Below are 18,514 nucleotides of genomic sequence, written 5' to 3'. Positions count from 1 at the left end.
AACGGTTACGGCCACGTCCGCGACCACGTCCACGGCCACATCTGCGGCCACGGCCTCCTCTACGGCCCCGTCCGCGACCACGTCAACGGCCACGGCCCGGCCCGGTCCGCAGCCACGGCCCCATCCTCAACCACGTCAACGGCCCCGTCCGCAGCCACGGCCCCGGCCTCGTCTATGACCACATCCTGCGGCCGCGTCCACGACCACGGCCCCGTCCACGGCCCTGTCCACGGCCTCGTCTACGACCACATCTGCGACCACGTCAACGACCACGGCCCGGCCCCGTCTGCGGCCACGTCCGCAGCCACGGCCCCGTCCGCAACCACGTCTGCGGCCCCCCTTGAGCCGCGCCTCGGGCCGCGCCTCGGGCGCGGCTCGGGCCGGCCCATGGGCCACTCCGGCGACCGCCCCGTGATCCTTCCCACAGCAGGGGAGATCCTGTGCGACAGGGCTACGACTTCCCGCACTCCACCGGCATGATGATGCGGACCCTCCGCCTCCAGCGCCCCCCGCACCACGCTCGCACCGGGAGTCACCGCTTTGTCCGCAGTGCACCAAGCCCTCGCTGTCGTGGGCGCCGGCCCCCGTGGCACCAGCGTGCTCGAAAGGCTCTGTGCCTCCGTGCCCGCGCTGGCCCCGGACGTCAGGCTGACGGTGCATGTCGTGGACCCCGCGCCGCCGGGGGCGGGCCAGGTCTGGCGTACCGGACAGCCCGCCGAGTTGCTGATGAACACGGTCGCCTCGCAGGTCACGCTCTTCACCGACGCGAGCGTCGGCTGCGAGGGCCCGATACGCCCGGGGCCGAGCCTGTACGAGTGGGCGGCCTCCCAGGGCGCCGAGTCGCCCGGCGGCGCCTCCCTCGGCGGCAGGCCCGCGCTCGGCCCCGACGACTACCCGACCCGCGCCTGTTACGGCCGCTACCTGGAGTGGGTGTTCCGCCAAGTGGTGCGGGGCGCGCCGGATTCGGTGACCGTACGCGTGCACGCGGCGCGGGCCGTAAGCCTCCAGGACGCCCCCGGCGGCCCCGGCTCCCCCCAGACGCTCACCCTCGACAACGGCGAGACGCTCACCGGCCTCAGCGCGGTCGTCCTCGCCCAGGGCCACCTGCCGGCGCACCCGGACGGGTCCCAGTCGCACCTCGCCGCGTACGCCGCCCACCACGGCCTGCGCCACCTTCCCCCGGCGAACCCCGCCGACCTCGACCTGTCCGGCCTCGCACCCGGCGAACCGGTCCTGCTGCGCGGCCTCGGCCTCAACTTCTTCGACCACATGGCGCTGCTGACCGCCGGGCGCGGCGGAACGTTCACGCGCGCACCCGGCGGCGGCCTCGTCTACCACCCGTCGGGCCGCGAGCCGCGCCTGTACGCGGGGTCGCGGCGCGGCGTACCGCACCAGGCTCGCGGCGACAACGCGAAGGGCCCGTACGGCAGGCACGAGCCGCTGCTCCTCACCCCCCGCGTGATCGCGGCCTTCCGCGCCCGTGCGGACGCGGGGAATCCGCCCGACTTCCTGGCCGAGATATGGCCGCTGGTCGCGAAGGAGGTGGAGACGGTCTATTACGAGACGCTGCTGGGCGCCGCCGCCCGGGGCACCGGCTTCCGGGGGCGTTTCCTCGCCACCGCGCACCGCAGTGCCCAGGAGGCGGACGTACTGGGCGAGTTCGGCGTACCGCACGAGGAACGCTGGTGCTGGGAGCGAGCCGCCCGCCCGTACACCGGCCACACGTTCCGCGACCCCGCGGACCACCGCGCCTGGCTCCTGCGCCACCTGCGGCGGGACGCGGCGCACGCGGCGCTCGGCAATGTGGCGGGCCCGCGCAAGGCCGCCCTCGACGTACTGCGCGACCTACGCAACGAACTGCGGCAGATCGTGGATCACGCCGGCCTGCCGGGCTCGTCCCGCCGCGACCACCTCGACCGCTGGTACACGCCGCTGAACGCCTTTCTCTCGATCGGCCCGCCCCGCAGGAGGATCGAGGAGATGACGGCGCTGATCGAGGCGGGCGTACTGGATGTGATCGGCCCGCGCATGACGGTGGGAACGGCGGACGGCGCCTTCGTCGCCGCGTCCCCCGACATAGCGGGGTCCGAGGTCACGGCCACCACCCTCATCGAGGCCCGGCTGCCGGAACCCGATCTGCGGCGTACGTCGGACGAACTCCTCGCACGCCTCCTGAAGACCGGCCAGTGCCGTCCGCACACGGTCGACGGGTACGAAACGGGCGGCCTCGACGTCACCCGCCGCCCGTACCGCCTGATAGACAGTCAGGGGCGGGCGCATCCACGCCGGTTCGCGTTCGGGGTGCCCACGGAGGGTGTGCACTGGGTGACAGCGGCGGGCGCCAGGCCGGGCGTCGACTCGGTGACGCTGACGGACGCGGACGCGGTGGCGCGCGCGGCGCTGCGGGCGGCGGTGACGGTACGTACGACCGTGGTCCTCAGCTCCCCGCCGGCGAACCGGACGACAGCGACCTGAGCTGCGCCGTACGGCCCCTTCCCTCCGCCGTTACCGCGGCTGTTCCCGTGCCTGTTCCCGGCAACCCGTGGAACGTGACATGTCCAACATCGTCCCACCCCTGACGATCTCCGCCGATATCGCAGGCGTACGCTGTATGGCTGTACTGCCGCCCCTGCCGCTCCCCTGCGACGTCGCGGCGTTGTTACGAACCGGGGAGTCACGTTGTTCGAAAGTGTGGGGGCGCTGACCGGCAGCCCATGGATCTACGCGGTGGTCGTGGTCTTCGTGGTCATGGACGTTTTCCTGCCGGTCCTCCCCAGCGGAGTCCTGGTGATCACGGCGGCCACGGCCGCCGCGGCGGGCACCACCACCGCCGCCGCCGGAGCCGCCGGCCAGGTGGCGCACCAGGTGCCCGACATCCTCCTGCTGATGGCGTGCGCGGCGACCGCGTCCGTACTGGGCGACTTCGTGGCGTACCGGCTGGCCTGGCGCGGCGGCGAGCGCCTCGACCGGGCCATCGCCCGCTCCCGCCGCCTGACCACCGCGCAGGAACGTCTCGGCACGGCGCTCAGCCGTGGCGGCGGCATCCTCGTCGTCATCGCCCGCTTCGCGCCCGCCGGCCGCTCCGTCGTCTCCCTGGGGGCGGGAGCCGCGCACCGCAAGGTGAAGGAGTTCCTGCCCTGGTCGGCCCTGGCGGGCATGGCGTGGGCGGGCTACAGCGTGGGGCTCGGCTACTTCGGCGGCCAGTGGCTGGGCGCGACGTGGCTGGGCGCGGCGGTCTCGCTGCTGGCACTGTTCGCGGCGGGCTCGCTGGCGGCCCTGTTCGTACGCCGCCCGATACCGGCTCCGGCGGCGGCAGAGGCAGCCGCGGCGCTCTAGCCGCTACCTGGCCACTCCTCGCGCCCCCACGCCTCCTCGCGCTCCCCGTACCTCGATCCCGGCGAGCAGCTTGCGGGTCGACTCGGCCACTTCGTCGACGGCCCGGTCGAAGACCTCACGGTTGTGGGCGGCGGGCACCCGGAACCCGGAGACCTTGCGCACGTACTGCAGGGCAGCCGCGCGGATGTCCTCCTCGGTGGCCTCTTCGGGGAGGACGGGCGGGGGGAGCGTCTTGATGCTGCGGCACATAAGACGACGGTATCCCCGGACCCCACCCCTTGGCACGGCCGTCGGGGACGGGAATCCCTAACGCCCCGCCCATCCCCGCCCGCCACCGCCACCGGCACCGGGCCCGGTACCAGCGCCGGCGCCGCTACCTGCGAGGAGCGCTTCGGTGATGAGCCGGACGGCGCGGGCCAGGCGGTTGAGCTGCTCCAGCTCGACGGCGTACAGCTTGATGGTGCCCTCGATGACCGTCTCGGAGACGCCGAGGGCCGGCAGTTCCGCCCGGCAGGTCCGCAGCGCGACCCGCACGGCCCGGATCTCGTGCTCGACCTGGAACTGCGCGTGGCGGGCGAGGAGGACGGGGTGGCGGGTGAGCGTCGAGTATCCGGCGTAACGGGCCGGCAGGAGGTCGCGCAGCCAACGGGCCGCCGTGCGCTCCCAGTCGTGGCTGCCGGGGGCCTTGACCTGACACGGCCAGTCCGGGCTGATCCGGGAAAGGGTGGGGGACATCGTCGTCGCTCCGGCGGGTGGTGGACGGGCTCTGATCGCGGGATGCCGCGGGAGGTATGCGGCGGTCCCGGCCCAGGGGTAGACCGGGACCGCCAAGCGGGCCTCCGCCGAGGAAAGCGGAGCCCGGTGGAACACCCGAGGGCGGCGTGAGGAGGAGTGCGCCGCCCGTGAATGTCCAGTTCTGTGATGCGCGAGGGCTCTGTCGGCCACCCGCAGTAAACATATATACCGCCGAGTATGCAAGGGTATGAAAAAATTCATACCCTGTGTGGTGTGAAAGACCGCGCTGCGTAACCGGCGCAGGCGGGGAGGTGGCTACTCCTCCAGGAAGAAGTCGTGCTGCTCCGCGACTTGCTCGTACCCCTCCAGCCGCGACTGCGTGCGTACGGGATCGGCGTCGGCCATGGCCTGGAGTACGGCGGCGGACAGGACCCCCGGCGCCGAGTAGGAGTCGAAGACGAGGCGGGATCCGGTACCGGCCGTGAGAGCCACGTCGGCCTCGTCGACGAGCGACCCGAGCGTGAGGTCGGTGATCAGCGCGACGCGCAGCCCCGTGCTGCGGGCGGCCTGCATCGCCGCCAGGGTCTCGTTGGCGTGCCGCGGCATCGCGAACGCCACCACCCACGTCCCGCCGGCCTCCCGCGACTGGAGCAGGGCGTCGTAGGCGACGCTGCCCCCGCGCGTCACCAGGCGTACGTCGGGATGAATCCGCCGCGCCGCGTAGGCGAAGTACTCCGCCAACGACACGGAGATCCGCAGCCCCAGAACCGTCAGAGGCACCGAACGGGCCAGCTCCCGGCCGATGTCGAGCACCCGGCTGGGATCGGCGAGCGTACGCCGCAGGCTCTCCAGGTTCTCGATCTCGGCATCGACGGCTGCCTGCAGCTCGTTGCGGCGGATTTCCTCCCGCGTGTCGGGAGTACCGGCCACCGAACTGAGCGCGATGGGCTGCAGGGCCTCCCGGAGGGCGGGAAACCCACTGAAGCCCAGGGACGACGCGAACCGCGTCACCGACGGCTGGCTCACCCCCACCCGCTCCGCCAGGTCGGTGATCGACAGGAACGCGGCCTCGGTGAGGTGATCGACGATGTACTGGGCGATGCGCCGCTGCGCGGGCGACAGCCGGTGCCCTCCGAAGAGCGCCCGAACCCTGTCCGTGGGAGACGCCTCCGTGTCCGGGGACTGCCGTCCCGGCGTAATCGCGGACGCCTGCGCGCGTGCCTGCTGCCTAGATGGCACCGGCGTGCCTCCCTCTCGTCCCACAGACGCTCAACATAACCCACCCCCCGCGCGGGCGGCCGCGCCGCAAAATCCCGGCGGAGGCAACCAAGGAACGCGCAGCGCTCGTCAATCTGCTCACGGACGGCACCGAGGCCGCGACGGCCGCTCGCGCCGCCGTGCTGGGCGGCCAGTGCCTACGTGGCCTGGGACGGGAGCGACGGGAGCGTGGGGAGCCCCTCTGCCGAGTCGCTCGCCCGCGTCTACGAACGCCGCCCCCGCCACACCCGCCGCATCGGCCCGGCGACGCTGGACCTGGAGCGCGCGGTACGACTTCTCCGTAGCCACGCCGCCACGGTGCGTCTCGGCCGGGTGGACGAGCCCGACCGATCGTGGGTCTACATGCTCTTCCTCGACGAGGACGGCCAGTCACTCATCGCCTGCACGGCCGTCGAACAGCCGAAACGATGAAGCCCGGTGGCTGTGTCACTTGCGCCCCCTGCGCGCCTTCGCTTTACGCTCGGCTTCCTTGCGCCTCTGGACGGTGTAGGAGGACCAGTCGCCACGGTGCAGATCGCACCGCGACGCGCCGACCATAGCCAGTCGCCGGCACCGGGTTCCCTTCTCTGTCAGCGCTCCACACCTGGACTGCGTACGAGCCATGATTCCCACCCCTGGTCTCGGCTGCCGCACGGACCTGTCCAGGGTCACGGGCCGAGTCCCACCGCCGGAAGGCGCACCACCCCACGAACCGGAGCACGGCGACCCACGGCGGCTACCGGGGGCGCACGCATTACCCCAAGCATCTACCGGGGCCGCACGAGGGGCGCCCGGGTCGCCCACCTGAGTTGGTCATCCAGGCCAAGGTGCCTGGCTCAGACGACTGGCCCGTCGATGCCCAGCGAGTAGCCGCAGAGGCGGAGGCAACCGACGCGCGCCACGGCGGCGCCCTCACCGAACCGTGGGACCGCGGAACAATACCGTCCGGCTGTTTTGGCACGGTTGCGGCACGCTGTAGGAGCCACCTGTGCGGCAAGCGTGGGTTGGTGGCAGCCCGTCAGCAGCTCCCGGCCGTACTGGAGCAGGCTCGAGGGAACTCGCCACCGGCACGGCGGGCATGACCTGGCGCACCTGTCCGAGGTTGGGTTAGCTGCGACGGCCGCGCCGGTGCTGAGCTGCTGGACGACTTCCGGCGTCAGTCGCGCTGTATGCCGAACTCGTAGGCGATCTCCCAGCGCACGTCTGCGACGACGATGTTCGCGGTCTCGACCGGTCGCCCGTCGGTGTCGTAGTACGTCCGCTCAATCTCGGTGATCAGGTCACCGACGCTGATGCCGAGGAGGTTCGCCTGCTCCTGGCTGGCGCGAGCAGGGCGCGGGACTTCCACCGCCGTGTCGATCTCGACACCGACAGCGCGCATCCGCTCGACGACACCGGCCCCGGCATGCGGCCCCATTTCCGGGAGGACGACCGGAGTTCCGTCTGTGATGGCCATGGGTTCCCAGGACTCGGAAAGCTGAACGGGCAAGCCATCGGCGAGGAACTCGTAGCGGGTGACGACACAGAGGTCGCCCGGCTCGACAGCCAGGCGCTCGGCGATGTCCTCGGGGGCCGGCGTGCGGGCCTGGCTGGGCGACTCCCAAGTACCGGCGCGGCCCTGCTCCTTCATGTCCGCACGGAACGGCGAGCCGCCCCGACGTTCACGGTGCCGGGAACGAACCATGCGCAGGCGTTCGCGCGGGACGCGACGGCACCCCCCCGACGCGGCGTACAAGGCAGTCCTTGACCACGCGGCGAAGTGTCCGAACTGTCATGAGTCCGGCTGCCCGGTCGGTAACCGCCTGCGGCGGGCCGAGCGAAAGGCGCGGCGGTGACGCAACGCCCCAAGGGCGACAACGACCACGAGTTATCCATCGAGAACGGGAATGGTGCTCGGTGCGACGAGCACGGGGTGACCCCGCTCTGGCGCGCGCGGAGCACCAGCACTCCCGAAGACCTGGCGCCAGAGCCTCACGCCCCGCCGACGGCACCGCCGACTTCAAAGGCGCAACGCGCACTCGGCCAGCACCCCACCAAGCCCCCGCCCCGACCGCTCATTCCCTGGCAGGACAGCGGCCGAGACGGGTCCATGCACCTCCACTACGAGATTCGGAGGCACGTCCATGAGTACCACCATCCTCGACGCCCGCACTCTCCTCCCCGAGGAGACGTACAAGAGCGTTCGCCGCACCATTCTCGACGCCAACCCGGACATGGCCGAGGACACGGCCGGCCGCATCACCGACGAGAGCATCAAGTTCGTCGTCGCCTGCGCCAAGAATCCCGGCGTAGGCATGGCTCCGTCCCGGATCGTCGACGACGGCTGGCACGCGCTGCTCCTGCACTCCGCGGCCTACGCCAAGCTGTGCGATCAGTTCGGCGGATGGTCCACCACTACCCCGGCTGGGACCCGACGCACTACGACCCGCCGACCCTCGACCGCACGCGTCAGATGATCGAGCAGGCAGGGTTCATGGTCGACGAGGAACTGTGGCGACCGCCCACCGACGACCTGCTCGTCTCCGTCGCGGCGAAGTGCCAGCACGCCCCCTCGTGCACGATCCGCCCCATGCCCAAACCCGAGTGGCCCTAGCCTGAGCACAGGAGGTGGCTCATGTCCGAATGGATCGACCCCCGGTACGCGGAACTGGTCGCAGCGTGGAAGCGCGCGCAGCAGCCGGATTCGCGTGCCCCCCAGCCCAGGCCGGTCAGGGGATTCATCGTCCCCGCACCTAAGGGCTGACCTACCGCCCCGGCCAGTCGCCCAGCGCCGGCCGACCGGGGCCCTTCACTGAACCGTCCATGAAAGCGGCCCCCTGGTCGATTAAGGACCGGAGGGCCTGAACAGGCTGTGACCTGCTGCTTACCTCTGTGGGCGCGGACGGTTTCGAACCGCCGACATCTGCTTTGTAAGAGCAGCGCTCTACCCCTGAGCTACGCACCCGTGGATGAGGGAACAGCGTACATCGACCGGGGGGAGGGATTGCAATCGGTTGGCTGGTCGGGGCTGGTCTGGGGGCGGTGGGGGTAACCCCACCATGGTTCGGTGGTGGGCCGGATCGTGTGGGGGTGGGGGCGTTCGTACGGTGGAGGCTCGCACGTGGGACTACTTGGGGGATCGATCACCATGGCACTTCGTACCCGCACCCTCCTCGCCGCCGGCGGGGCCGTCGTCGGTGTGGTCGCTCTGAGTGGCTGTGGCGTCGAGGCCAAGGACGCGCCCGCCGAGCAGCGGACGTTCGCGTTCAGTGGGGACACGCTGACCATTGAGGCGGACAACTCCGCCCTCGAGCTCGTACCCGCCGATGTGAAGGACGTGGAGGTCACGCGGCGGGCCGACGGGTGGGTGTTCATCGGGGAGGGGCCCGAGGCCACGTGGGAGATGGAGGGCGCCAAGCTCGTTCTGCGGCAGCGCTGCGACGCCGTCGCGAGCGACTGCGAGTCGTGGCACCGGGTGAAGGTGCCGCGCGGGGTCGCCGTCACCGTGAGGGACGACAACGGGAGTGTGACGGCCGCCGGATTCGACACCCCACTGAAGCTGCGCTCCGACAACGGCGCGGTCACCGTCAAGGACTCCAGCGGGCCCCTGGAGCTGAACACTGACAACGGGGAAATCGTCGCGGAGGGGATCTCCTCCAAGCGGGTGACCGCGGACGCCGACAACGGGAGTGTCCGGATGGCCTTCACCAGCGTCCCCGACCTGGTGGAGAGCGGGAGCGACAACGGCGAGATCGGCATCGACCTGCCGAGGGCCACGTACAGCGTGACGGCAAGGAGCGACAACGGCGACGTCAAGGTCGACGTGGAGCGCGACCCGAACAGCCCGCACGTGGTGAGGGCGCACAGCGACAACGGGGAAGTCACCCTGCGAAGCGCGAACTAACCGGCCCGTGTGTTCGTCCTACCTGGTGGGAGAATGAACCGGGCAGGGCGGACACACGGCACGGGAGAGGGATGTGACGGCGACACACGCGCAGCCGTACACGCAGCGAGTACGCCGTCGTACGAAAGCGGGTGCCGTCAGGGACGTCGTCGCGCTCGTGCTTCTGCCGGTGCCGCTGCTCGTCGCGCTTCCCTTCGCCTTCGCCGGCGGCAGTGGGGGTACGAGGCGCTGGTTCGGCGGGCGGGCGGAGAATGTGCGCGCCGACGCCCAGGCCGCCAAGGACGCCGCCGCCGCGGCCTTCTACGAGCTGGACACGGCCCAGCGCGACCTGCGGATCTCGATCGAGACGATTACGGCGGTCGACAGTTCACCGAAGGGCCGCAAGGCCGTGGAGGACTTCGCGGCGCTGGGGCGGCGTATCGACGAGGTCAGTCACACGTACATCACCGCTGTCGACGCGCACGACCTCGATCGCGACGACCTGGAGGCATCCACCGCCGCCAGGGCGCGGGCGGAGCTGACCAGCGCGAAGGACGAGCTCGTACGGGTCAAGAGCGAGCTCGACCGGTACGCGCAGGCGCTCGGGCCGCTGCTCGACACGGCGGAGACTCAGCTCGCCCGGCTCGCGCCCGCTGTGGAGCGGGCCCGTCAGGCGCTTCTCTCGGCGAGCAACGCGCTCGACGCGGTACGGGCCTCCGGGCTCAGGGCCGACGATCTCGCGGCGCGGCTCGCGGCCCTCGCACCCGAGCTGACCAAGCTCAACCAGGGCGCCGGGCGGCACGGCGTACCGGAGACGCTGCAGCGCGCGGACCGGGTGGTGCGCGACGCGGAGGCCGTACGTACCGAGGCCGAGCGGTTGCCGGAGCGGGCGGCCGAGATCGACCGGCGGCTCGTGTCGCTGCGCACCCGGGCGCAGGCGCTGACGACCCGGGCGGGCAAGGTCGAGCCGATCCTGAGCGAGCTGCGCCGCCGGTTCACAGTCGCGTGCTGGCAGGACCTTCAGGGCGTGCCCGCGCAGACGGCGAGCACGGTCCGGCAGGCCGAGGAGAAGATCGAAGAGGCGGCGAAGGCGCGGGACGAGCAGCGGTGGCCCGACGCCGTCTCGTTGCTCAGCACGGTACGGGCGCTGCTGAACTCCACCGACGAGGCGGTGTCGGCTGCGGGTGACCGGTTGCAGCGGCTCAACGCCGTGTCCAAGGACCCGCAGCAGGAGATCGAGCGGACCCGGTTCGCGATCAGGGACGCCCAGCGGCTGGCCATGGCCGGGCGCAATACGCCCGATCCCCGGCACGCGCGTCCGCTGGACGATTCGGTGGCGCGGCTGGACCGGGCCGTCGCGGGTCTGGAAGGCCGTCACCCCGACTACTGGCACTTCCTGACCGAGACGGAGGCGGTACGGCGCACGGTGGCACGGGTCGTGTCGGACATCCGGGAGGAACGGGGCGGGGGCTCCTGACCTGGACGGCGGCTCCGTGACCCGGACGGCCGCTCCGTGACCCGGCGGCCGCTCCGTGACCCGGCGGCCGCTCCGGTGACCCGGACGGCGACTCTGTGACCCGGACGGCGACTCAGTAACCTGGGAGCATGCCCCGTTACGAGTACCGCTGCCGCTCCTGCGGCACCAGCTTCGAGCTGAACCGGCCGATGGCCGAGTCCTCCGCGCCCGCCACCTGCCCGGACGGGCACGACGACACCGTCAAGCTGCTGTCCGCCGTGGCCGTGGGCGGAACGGCCAAGTCCGCCGCCCCCGCGCCCTCTGGCGGTGGCGGAGGCGGGGGCGGTTGCTGCGGAGGCGGCTGCTGCGGCTGAGGGTGGTGCGCCGCTGAGGTGCTTCGGCGGCGGGTGGTGCGCCGCCGACGTGTCGGCGGTGGATGAAGCGCGGCTGCTGAAGTTCAGCGCTTCCTGGAGAGCGTCACGCCGTCCGCCACCGGGATCATGATGCTCTCCATACGGTCGTCGGCCGTCACCCGGTCGTTGAACTCCTTGATCGCGGCCGCCGCGCCCGTCGCGTCCTGGTCCGTGACGCCGCCGTGGAAGAAGACGTTGTCGGTGGCGATCACCCCGCTCTGCCGCATCCTGGGCACCAACTCCTCCCAGTACGGAACGTAATTGCCCTTGTCGGCGTCGAGATAGGCGAAGTCGATGTGCGGCTCGGCGGACATCGCGCGCAGGGTGTCGAGGGCCGGGCCGATGCGCAGCTCGACGCGGTCGGCTACGCCCGCCTTCGCCCAGGCCTCGCGGGCGTACGCCGTCCACTCCTCCGAGATGTCGCAGGTGACCAGCCGGCCGTCGGCGGGCAGTGCCTGCGCCATCGACAGTGCGGAGAAACCGGTGAACGTACCGATCTCGACGATGTGCCGCGCCCCCGTCAGCCGGACGAGGAAGGCGAGCAGGGGTCCCTGCTCCTCGGCGGACTGCATGCCCGCGTGCTCCGGCAGCTGCCGGTAGGTCGTCTCGACGAGGTCCCGCTGCCCGCTGTCCAGCGGCGGGTTGTGCGCCAGCATGTACGCGTACAGCTCGTCGGTGAGTGGAGTGCTGTTTCCTTTGCTCATCGCGTTCCCTCACGGTAGTCGGCCGGGCGGCCGGTAGTCGGCCGGGGGCCTGGCCTTCTTCAGCGTGGCTTCAGGCGCGGAATTCTCTTGTGACGCGCATGATCGGAAGCGGCGCACCACAGTGGATCAATTCCCTCATGGACACCCTGGGGGCGCCTGGCGCGGGCATTGCCATCGCCCTGGAGAACCTCTTCCCGCCCCTGCCCAGCGAGGTGATCCTGCCGCTGGCCGGATTCGCCGCCAGTACCGGGCGGATGAGCCTGATCGCCGCCCTGCTGTGGACCACGGCGGGCTCGGTGACCGGTGCGCTCGCGCTGTACGGCCTGGGGGCGCTGCTCGGGCGTGAGCGGACCGTCGCGATGGCCGCCAGGCTGCCGCTGGTGAAGGTGTCCGACATCGAGCGGACCGAAGCCTGGTTCGAGCGGCACGGCACCAAGGCGGTGTTCTTCGGGCGGATGATTCCGGTCTTCCGCAGCCTGATATCGGTGCCCGCGGGGGTCGAGCGCATGCCGCTGCCCGTCTTCCTCGGGCTCACCACGCTCGGCAGCGCGCTATGGAACACCGTCTTCGTCCTCGCCGGTTACGCGCTGGGCGAGAACTGGCAGGACGTGACGGGTTACGTGTCCGCGTACTCGAAGGTGATCCTCGTGGGGGCCGCACTGGTGGTACTGCTCTTCGTGGGCCGCCGGTTGCTCAGGCCGGGCGTCGGCCGGCGGCGCGGATGAAGGAGCGCAGGATCTCCTCGCCCGCCGCGACACCCGCCTCCGGCAGGACCGTGACCTGCGGGGCGGTCCAGCCCGTGTCGGCCAGCTCGCCGTGTCCCGGCCGCCACCCGTAGTCCGCCGCGAGCAGCAGGTCCGCGTCGAGGAGGGAGTCACCGGCGGCGAGGGTGAGCGTGGCGCCGGTGCGGCGGGCCACTTCACGCATGGCCGCGCTCTTGGTGAGCGGTTTCGGTACGGCGTAGATCTTGCGGCCCTGGAGGGAGACCGTCCAGCCTCGTTCCTCCGCCCACTCCCCGAGTTCCTTGACCCATTCGTCCGGCAGCAGGGCGCGTTCGACGACGAGGTAGGCGAAAAGGTCCTCGGCGACCCGCTCTTTGAGCAGCCAGGCGGGGTCGGCGGCGGCGACGAGGTGGGCGCGGACCTCGGCCAGGGAGGCGCACTCGTCCGCGAGCCGCGTGGCCACCTCGGCCTGCCAGTCCGGGTCCGACACTCCGTCGACCAGGAGGTGGCCACCATTGGCGCAGATCGCGAAACGGGGGGTGGGGAGAGGGAGTTGGATGCGGTGGTACTGCTCGCGGGTGCGGGTGGTCGTCGGTACGAAGCAGGTCCCGGCGGCGAGCTCGGCCATCAGGCCGGCGGCGGTCTCGGTGAGGTAGGAGAGCGGCTTGCTCTCGTACACCTCGACGCAGAGCAGGCGCGGCGCCTCGGCGTCGGGCATGCGCAGGCCGAGGGCGGCGGTGGAGTAGATCAGGGTGCGGTCGAGATCGCTGGCGACCAGGACGGGAGGGTGGCTGTTCACGCTGGTCACTTCGCTGCCACCGCCTTGCCGTCCGCGCCGGTGGCGCCGCGCGTGTACTTGGGGTGGATGAGACCGACGCAGGTGTACGGGAGCCCGTCGACCTCCTCGACCGGGACACCGCGCTGCTCCGCCAGGAGACGCACGTGGTCGAGGTCGGCGCCGGCGTCGCGCTTGGCGAGGATCTTCCAGGGGACGCGGCGCAGCAGGACGCGGGTGGTCTCGCCGACACCGGGCTTGACGAGGTTCACGTCGTGGATGCCGTACTCCGCACTGATCCGCTCGACGGCCGCCCCGCCCTCCCAGGTGGGGGCGCGGTCCGCCGACAGCAGTTCCTTCACCTCGGCGTCGACGGCGTCCGCGACCTCGTCGAAGCGGGCGGCGACGGTGTCGAGGAAGAGTCCGGACACGTCGTCGGCGGCGAGTTCGCGGTAGTACTTCGCCCCGTGGAAGTCGTCGGGGCCGACCAGATCGGAACGCAGGACCGTACGCGAGATCAGGCCGGAGACCGTGGAGTTGAGGCAGGCGGAGGGGATGAGGAAGTCCTCGCGGGTACCGTACGTCCGCACGCAGCCGCCGGGGTCGGCGAGGACGGCGATCTCCGCGTCGAAGCCGTGGATGCCGGTGGTGGCGGCGAAGTTGTCCAGGGCCTGGGCGAGTTCGCGGGTGATCGCGCCCTTGCCCGTCCAGCCGTCGACGAAGACGACGTCGGCCGGATCGTGGTGGGCGGCGAGCCAGCGCAGGGCGGTCTCGTCGATGCCCCGGCCACGGACGATGGAGACGGCGTAGTGCGGGAGGTCGAGCCCGTGCCGGTGCTGGGCGTAGCGCCGCATGAGTACGCCGACGGGCGTGCCGGCGCGGGCGAGGGAGACCAGTACGGGGCGCGGCGAGCGTTCGGCGAGGACGGTCTCGGTGACGGTGGCGACGGCCTTGGCGATACGGGCGGCCGAGGTCTCCAGGGCCGCCTTGAAGAGCTGCTGGTACTGGGCGGTCGGCTGGTACTCCACGGGCAGCGACTCTGCGTAGTGCGCGCCGCCGCTCTGGATCGCCTCCTCGCGCTCCTCCGTCGGGGCCTCCAGCTCGACGTCCGAGAGGTCCTGGAGGAGCCAGCCGACGTCCTCGGGCGCGTAGGAGGAGAAGGCGGGGCCGCGAAGGGGCTCGGGCATGGGCGGCTCCTGCCGTTGGGGGGCTTGCTCGGGTGTGCCGGGTATGGGGGGCGCACCGGGTATGTACGAGGGGACGACCGCCAGCACTACGTGGCCGGTGTGGGCGGCGAGGCGCGCGAGCAGGCCGTCGGGGGCGTGCAGTTCGGGAGTGTCGGCGGCGGAGTCGACAACGGCGACGACGGCGTCGAAGCCTGCGCCCGCGACGTTGTAGGCGTAACGCGTGCCGGGGCCGTCGGCGGGGTTGTCGTGCGCGGGGAAGACGATCCGCGTGCGGATCGCGTAGCCCGGGTCGTCGACGGCGAGTACGGGCGAGCGTGTGGTGGTCGAGTACCGCACCTCGGCGTCGACACGCTCCTCCAGCGCGGTGGCCAGCCTGAGCGGCGCGTACATCAGCTCCTCGAAGCCGAGGACCAGTACGCGGCGGGCGCCTTCGGGCAACGCCCCGGCGATACGTTCCGCCATGCCCGGCAGCGCGGCCTCCAGCGCGGCCCGGTGCGCGGGCACGAACCCGTGCCGCCCACCGTCGGGCACGCCACGGGGCCAGCCCAGCTCCACACGAACGGTCGCAGCCCCAGCCCCGGCGCGACCGGCCCGGCTGCGGCTCGGGTCGACACCGGGTCCGCGCGCTGCCCGCGCCGAGTCGACCGCTCCGGTGGACGCGGGGCCGGCCGCGGCGTCGATCGCAGCCTCGGGGGCCGGAGCCGGTCGGGTGGCTCCGGAAGCCGTGCCCTCCGGCCCGGCGCCGGTGGGCACGGTGCGGCTCGGGCCGGGGGCCATGGCATTGAGGCCGTGGGCTGAGTTCCGCGAGTCGACCGTTCCCCTGGCCTCGGGGCCGGTCGCAGCCTCGCAGGGCGTTGTTGGCCCTGTCGGCGCGCGGCCGGAGGGCGTGCCCTCCGGTGCTGGGTGGCTCCGGCCGGGAGCCATGGCCCTGGGGCCGTGGGCTGGGCCGGTCGCGGCGTCGGTGGCAGCCTCGGCGGGCGTTGCCGGCCCTGTCGACGCGCGGGCGGAGGGGCCCTCCGGCGCTGAGCGGCTCGGGGTGGGGTCGTAGTGCGCTACCAGGGCCTGGCCCTTCGCCAGTACGTCCTCCGGCAGGCGGACCGTGCCCGAGGCCATCGCGATCAGGTCGACGCGGGCGCCGATCTCGTGCGCGAACTCCGCCAGCCGCCCGCGGTCCCGTGCCGAACGCATGTCGACCAGGGCCACGATCACGTACCACTCGCGCGGGTAGCGCTCGTGCAGGTCACGGATGGTGTTGAGCACCGTGTTGCCTGTGGAGAACTCGTCGTCGACCAGCACCAGCGGTCCTGCGCCGGCCAGCAGTCCGGGGTCCTCCGGCAGCAGCAGATGCGACGTGGCGTGCGAGTGGGACTCCTCGAAGCCGCCCGCCTTCGCGACGCCGTCGACCGGCCGGCGTGTCGAGTGCAGGTACGGCGCTACGCCCACGCCGTCCGCCACCGCGTGGCCGAGCCCGGTCGCGGTCTCGGCGTACCCGAGGACCACCGCGCACGCGGCCGCCTCCTCGCCCAGCAGCTTCCGTACGTCCTCGCCGAGGGCGAAACCCGCCCCGTACACCCGCGACGGCCGCTGCGGCACGTGCTTGCCCAGCACGTTCGAGACCAGCAGATGGGCCCGCTTCGGATTGCGGCGCAGGGCCAGGCCCAGCAGGTCGTGCAGGTCGTGCAGGCCGACAGAGCTCTGGCCGGCGGTGGTCAGGCCGTCGGAGCTCTGGCCGTCCGAGCTCCCGCCGCCGGTGCTCTGGCCGCCGGTGCGCCGCCCTTCGCCGTCGGCGACGAGTTCGACGCCCAGCCGCTCCGCGACCCACGTTCCCGACCACACCACGTCGTCCGTCTCCATCTCAGCCGGTTATTCCGGCGGTCAGCAGCTCTACGAAGCCGACGTCCTCGCGCGCCACGCCGAAGACCTCGGCCCGCAGCAGCGTGCGCTCGGCCCACGCGCGGTGCGGCTTCACTTCGTTCATCTTGTTCGTATACGCGGAACGCATCACTCCACCACCGTCCCGCTCCGGCCGCAGAATGTCCTGCGCGTCGCTGAATTCCTCATGGCTGACCACCGACAGCGCGTGCACGGGCAGGACGTGGGAGGGATGGATGCAGGTCTTGCCCAGCAGTCCGTTCGCGCGGTCGAGCGAGATCTCGCGCAGCAGCCCGTCCATGTCGTGCTCGATGAGCGACGCGCGCAGCGCCTCCGCCTGCCCGGTAAAGGGGCTGCGGCGCAGTTGCGGCTTGAACATCCGCTCCTGGACGCGGAAGTACTCCCACACCGGACCGGTGATCGTGAAGCCCGTGCCGTCCGAGCGCCCGAGCACGTTCACCACGTCGGCGATGACCCCGGCCACGATCTGCACGTCGTACGCCGTCATGTCGGGCGCCCTGCGCAGTCCGTACGCCGAGCAGAAGTCGGTGACGCCCAGCCGCAGCGCCAGCACCCGCTCCCGGTACTTGTCCACGGTGCGGGCGATGCCGGCGAGCGTCTCGGCCCGCGTCTCCAGGTGGAGGAGCTGCGGCGATTCGAGTACGGGCATCGCGAACAGCCGGTGTCCGCTCGCCGCCTCCGCGGCCGTGAGCGCCTCCAGGAAGGCGACGCCGCGCTCCTCGGTGAACTTCGGCAGTACGAATCCGGACAGCAGCCGCGCCGAGGCTCCGAGCCGCCGCACCAGATCGGGAATCTGGCCCGGCTCCCGAACCCGGACGAACAGCAGCGGCAGCTCCGGCCCACGCGCGTCGAGCTCCGCGAACTGCCGGACGAGGTTCTCCTCGGCTCCGGCGACTTCCGCGTCGTCGATGGAATCTTCCAGGCAGAGCACCATCGAGACGACCCCGCGCCCCGCCTGCTTCGCCACGTCGTCGGCGAGCCGCGGCCGGGTGGCCGGGCTGTAGAGCGTGGCCCCGAGAGCGGCCGAGAGCGTACGGGCCGAGGAGCCGGCGTCGAATACGACCGGCTCCTGGTGGAACAAGTTCTCCCGGACAGTGGGCGGGATATGCCCGAAATGACGCATGAAAATCCCCCCGTGCTGCCGTATCGGCCCATCGTTGTGTGGCCGGTAATAGTACGTAGGGAAGGGTGTCAAGAGTTCCCTGCATACATGAATTTCAGGTTACCCACGTGAATCCACCTATGCGGGTAAGGGGCCCCGCGTTGTAGGCGCGGGCCCCGGCGAGGCAGGATGACAGGCATGACGCACGCCATGCTGAAGGGCTCGAACGTCCCGCTCGAAGCCACAGCCGTAAGGGCTGTGCTGCGCTGGACTCCCGGCCCCGACGTCCCCGAGGTGGACGCCTCGGCGCTGCTGCTCGACGTCGACCGGCGCGTACGCTCCGACGAGGACTTCGTCTTCTACAACCAGCCCCGCCACCCCTCGGGCCTGGTCCGGAGCCTGGGCAAGAAGCGACTGCCCGACGGCGTGACCGACTCGGTGCAGACGGACCTCGCGGCGCTCGAACCGGCCGTGGACCGGATCCTGATCGTCGCCTCGACGGACGACGTGCCGTTCGAGCGCGTACGGGATCTGCGCATCGAGGTGTACGACGCCACCGCGGCCGGAAGCGGTGAGGCGCTCGCGTACTTCGAGGTCAGGCCCGAGACGGGCGCGGAGACCGCGCTGATCTGCGGGGAGCTTTACCGGCGGGGCGAGGGCTGGAAGTTCCGGGCACTGGGCGAGGGGTACTCGAACGGGCTGATCGGGCTGGCCACGGATCACGGGATCTCCGTGGACGAGACGCAGGGCACGGACGGCACGGACGGTACGACCGGCGCGGACGGTACGGACGGCACGGAGGAGGCGGGCGCGGGGTCCGCCACGCAGGCGTCGGGGTCCGCGGCGCCCCAGGCGTCGCCGGCGGAGCCGACACAGCCCATGCAGCCCGCGTACGGGTATCCGCAGCCCGCTACCCCGGCCGCGCCCGCCTACGGCTTTCCCCAGTCGGCGTCGACTCAGCCCGCCTACGGGTATCCGCAGCCCGCTGCCGCCGCGGCGTTCGCTCCCGACCCGAACTTCCGGCTGCCGCCGCAGGGGCCGCAGTTCGTACGCGCCCAGTAGGAGGTGCCGG

At 71.7% G+C, this 18,514-nt stretch carries 18 protein-coding genes, 1 tRNA gene and 1 pseudogene; 11 read left to right on the top strand and 9 right to left on the bottom strand.

Annotated features, from left to right (window positions below):
* Window positions 1–540: 540 nt before the first annotated feature.
* Together G412_RS33455 and G412_RS0105645 are read left to right on the top strand one after the other, a co-directional pair.
* Window positions 541–2,475: an FAD/NAD(P)-binding protein gene (locus tag G412_RS33455; RefSeq protein WP_051338162.1), complete on the top strand. Its 1,935-nt coding sequence runs from the start codon at window positions 541–543 to the stop codon at window positions 2,473–2,475.
* 204 nt (window positions 2,476–2,679) lie between these two features.
* The gene (locus G412_RS0105645) at window positions 2,680–3,336 is read left to right on the top strand and encodes a DedA family protein (RefSeq protein ID WP_028811207.1); all 657 of its coding nucleotides are present in this window, start codon (window positions 2,680–2,682) and stop codon (window positions 3,334–3,336) included.
* A gap of 3 nt (window positions 3,337–3,339) precedes the next feature.
* Here G412_RS0105645 and G412_RS33450 read toward each other — a convergent pair whose 3' ends face one another.
* The 3 genes from G412_RS33450 to G412_RS0105630 all read right to left on the bottom strand — a co-directional run bounded on the left by G412_RS33450 (window position 3,340) and on the right by G412_RS0105630 (window position 5,310).
* The gene (locus G412_RS33450; protein WP_037647855.1) at window positions 3,340–3,585 is read right to left on the bottom strand and encodes a DUF2277 domain-containing protein; all 246 of its coding nucleotides are present in this window, start codon (window positions 3,583–3,585) and stop codon (window positions 3,340–3,342) included.
* Between the two features lie 57 nt (window positions 3,586–3,642).
* Complete coding sequence (locus tag G412_RS33445; protein WP_037647853.1) at window positions 3,643–4,071, bottom strand: hypothetical protein; 429 nt, start codon at window positions 4,069–4,071, stop codon at window positions 3,643–3,645.
* Between the two features lie 315 nt (window positions 4,072–4,386).
* The gene (locus G412_RS0105630; RefSeq protein ID WP_028811206.1) at window positions 4,387–5,310 is read right to left on the bottom strand and encodes a MurR/RpiR family transcriptional regulator; all 924 of its coding nucleotides are present in this window, start codon (window positions 5,308–5,310) and stop codon (window positions 4,387–4,389) included.
* A gap of 207 nt (window positions 5,311–5,517) precedes the next feature.
* Between G412_RS0105630 and G412_RS40735 the strand changes: the two genes are divergently transcribed.
* On the top strand, window positions 5,518–5,760 hold the full coding sequence (locus G412_RS40735) for a hypothetical protein (RefSeq protein WP_244282863.1): 243 nt from the start codon (window positions 5,518–5,520) through the stop codon (window positions 5,758–5,760).
* Between the two features lie 724 nt (window positions 5,761–6,484).
* On the opposite strand, the pseudogene G412_RS33435 reads toward G412_RS40735, so the two are convergent.
* Window positions 6,485–7,057, bottom strand: a pseudogene (locus tag G412_RS33435) (UTRA domain-containing protein); the annotation flags it as partial.
* Between the two features lie 394 nt (window positions 7,058–7,451).
* Between G412_RS33435 and G412_RS33430 the strand changes: the two are divergent.
* The 3 genes from G412_RS33430 to G412_RS41345 are packed head-to-tail and all read left to right on the top strand — an operon-like array spanning window position 7,452 to window position 8,071.
* A complete protein-coding gene (locus G412_RS33430; protein ID WP_341860533.1) occupies window positions 7,452–7,784 on the top strand; it encodes a hypothetical protein in 333 nt (110 codons plus the stop codon).
* Window positions 7,781–7,921, top strand: a complete 141-nt coding sequence (locus G412_RS41555; protein WP_341860532.1) for a hypothetical protein — start codon at window positions 7,781–7,783, stop codon at window positions 7,919–7,921. Before G412_RS33430 ends, G412_RS41555 begins: the two co-directional genes overlap by 4 nt.
* Window positions 7,922–7,942: 21 nt before the next feature.
* Window positions 7,943–8,071, top strand: a complete 129-nt coding sequence (locus G412_RS41345; protein ID WP_279626756.1) for a hypothetical protein — start codon at window positions 7,943–7,945, stop codon at window positions 8,069–8,071.
* Window positions 8,072–8,200: 129 nt separating this feature from the next.
* On the opposite strand, the gene G412_RS0105610 is transcribed toward G412_RS41345, so the two are convergent.
* Window positions 8,201–8,272: transfer RNA gene (locus G412_RS0105610), tRNA-Val, on the bottom strand.
* Between the two features lie 183 nt (window positions 8,273–8,455).
* On the opposite strand from G412_RS0105610, the gene G412_RS0105605 reads away from it, so the two are divergent.
* The 3 genes from G412_RS0105605 (at window position 8,456) to G412_RS0105595 (ending at window position 11,020) form a co-directional block, all read left to right on the top strand.
* A complete protein-coding gene (locus G412_RS0105605; protein WP_028811205.1) occupies window positions 8,456–9,211 on the top strand; it encodes a DUF4097 family beta strand repeat-containing protein in 756 nt (251 codons plus the stop codon).
* A gap of 73 nt (window positions 9,212–9,284) precedes the next feature.
* Window positions 9,285–10,667 (top strand): hypothetical protein, encoded by a 1,383-nt coding sequence (locus G412_RS0105600; RefSeq protein ID WP_028811204.1) that lies wholly within the window; start codon window positions 9,285–9,287, stop codon window positions 10,665–10,667.
* Between the two features lie 128 nt (window positions 10,668–10,795).
* Window positions 10,796–11,020 (top strand): FmdB family zinc ribbon protein, encoded by a 225-nt coding sequence (locus G412_RS0105595; RefSeq protein ID WP_028811203.1) that lies wholly within the window; start codon window positions 10,796–10,798, stop codon window positions 11,018–11,020.
* A gap of 83 nt (window positions 11,021–11,103) precedes the next feature.
* Here G412_RS0105595 and G412_RS0105590 read toward each other — a convergent pair whose 3' ends face one another.
* On the bottom strand, window positions 11,104–11,763 hold the full coding sequence (locus G412_RS0105590; protein ID WP_028811202.1) for an O-methyltransferase: 660 nt from the start codon (window positions 11,761–11,763) through the stop codon (window positions 11,104–11,106).
* A 98-nt stretch (window positions 11,764–11,861) separates the two neighbouring features.
* Here G412_RS0105590 and G412_RS0105585 point away from each other — a divergent pair, with 98 nt between their 5' ends.
* Window positions 11,862–12,488 (top strand): DedA family protein, encoded by a 627-nt coding sequence (locus G412_RS0105585; RefSeq protein ID WP_028811201.1) that lies wholly within the window; start codon window positions 11,862–11,864, stop codon window positions 12,486–12,488.
* Here the strand turns inward: G412_RS0105585 and G412_RS0105580 are convergent.
* The 3 genes from G412_RS0105580 to G412_RS0105570 are packed head-to-tail and all read right to left on the bottom strand — an operon-like array spanning window position 12,457 to window position 17,463.
* Window positions 12,457–13,284 carry a haloacid dehalogenase gene (locus G412_RS0105580; protein ID WP_037647941.1) on the bottom strand — a complete coding sequence of 276 codons (828 nt, stop codon included), beginning with the start codon at window positions 13,282–13,284 and terminating at the stop codon, window positions 12,457–12,459. The two genes, G412_RS0105585 and G412_RS0105580, sit on opposite strands and share 32 nt — an antisense overlap.
* A gap of 5 nt (window positions 13,285–13,289) precedes the next feature.
* The gene (locus tag G412_RS0105575) at window positions 13,290–16,301 is read right to left on the bottom strand and encodes a phosphoribosyltransferase (protein WP_028811199.1); all 3,012 of its coding nucleotides are present in this window, start codon (window positions 16,299–16,301) and stop codon (window positions 13,290–13,292) included.
* 1 nt (window position 16,302) lies between these two features.
* On the bottom strand, window positions 16,303–17,463 hold the full coding sequence (locus tag G412_RS0105570; RefSeq protein WP_028811198.1) for an HpcH/HpaI aldolase/citrate lyase family protein: 1,161 nt from the start codon (window positions 17,461–17,463) through the stop codon (window positions 16,303–16,305).
* Window positions 17,464–17,640: 177 nt separating this feature from the next.
* Here G412_RS0105570 and G412_RS0105565 point away from each other — a divergent pair, with 177 nt between their 5' ends.
* Entirely contained in the window at window positions 17,641–18,504 is an 864-nt protein-coding gene (locus G412_RS0105565; protein WP_028811197.1) for a TerD family protein, read from the top strand.
* Window positions 18,505–18,514 lie beyond the last annotated feature (10 nt).

The organism is Streptomyces flavidovirens DSM 40150, assembly GCF_000429085.1.
GTDB lineage: Bacteria > Actinomycetota > Actinomycetes > Streptomycetales > Streptomycetaceae > Streptomyces > Streptomyces flavidovirens.
Note: the sequence above shows the minus strand (reverse complement) of the source record. Positions and strands in the feature narration are given on the sequence as shown.

What these genes read in the sequence shown, in the direction of transcription:
- G412_RS0105570 (WP_028811198.1), bottom strand. Translation starts at nt 17,463, where the DNA reads ATGCGTCATTTCGGGCATATCCCGCCCACTGTCCGGGAGAACTTGTTC.
- G412_RS33445 (WP_037647853.1), bottom strand. Translation starts at nt 4,071, where the DNA reads ATGTCCCCCACCCTTTCCCGGATCAGCCCGGACTGGCCGTGTCAGGTC.
- G412_RS33430 (WP_341860533.1), top strand. Translation starts at nt 7,452, where the DNA reads ATGAGTACCACCATCCTCGACGCCCGCACTCTCCTCCCCGAGGAGACG.
- G412_RS0105595 (WP_028811203.1), top strand. Translation starts at nt 10,796, where the DNA reads ATGCCCCGTTACGAGTACCGCTGCCGCTCCTGCGGCACCAGCTTCGAG.
- G412_RS0105585 (WP_028811201.1), top strand. Translation starts at nt 11,862, where the DNA reads ATGATCGGAAGCGGCGCACCACAGTGGATCAATTCCCTCATGGACACC.
- G412_RS0105605 (WP_028811205.1), top strand. Translation starts at nt 8,456, where the DNA reads ATGGCACTTCGTACCCGCACCCTCCTCGCCGCCGGCGGGGCCGTCGTC.
- G412_RS0105590 (WP_028811202.1), bottom strand. Translation starts at nt 11,763, where the DNA reads ATGAGCAAAGGAAACAGCACTCCACTCACCGACGAGCTGTACGCGTAC.
- G412_RS33450 (WP_037647855.1), bottom strand. Translation starts at nt 3,585, where the DNA reads ATGTGCCGCAGCATCAAGACGCTCCCCCCGCCCGTCCTCCCCGAAGAG.
- G412_RS41555 (WP_341860532.1), top strand. Translation starts at nt 7,781, where the DNA reads ATGATCGAGCAGGCAGGGTTCATGGTCGACGAGGAACTGTGGCGACCG.
- G412_RS41345 (WP_279626756.1), top strand. Translation starts at nt 7,943, where the DNA reads ATGTCCGAATGGATCGACCCCCGGTACGCGGAACTGGTCGCAGCGTGG.
- G412_RS0105575 (WP_028811199.1), bottom strand. Translation starts at nt 16,301, where the DNA reads ATGGAGACGGACGACGTGGTGTGGTCGGGAACGTGGGTCGCGGAGCGG.
- G412_RS0105565 (WP_028811197.1), top strand. Translation starts at nt 17,641, where the DNA reads ATGACGCACGCCATGCTGAAGGGCTCGAACGTCCCGCTCGAAGCCACA.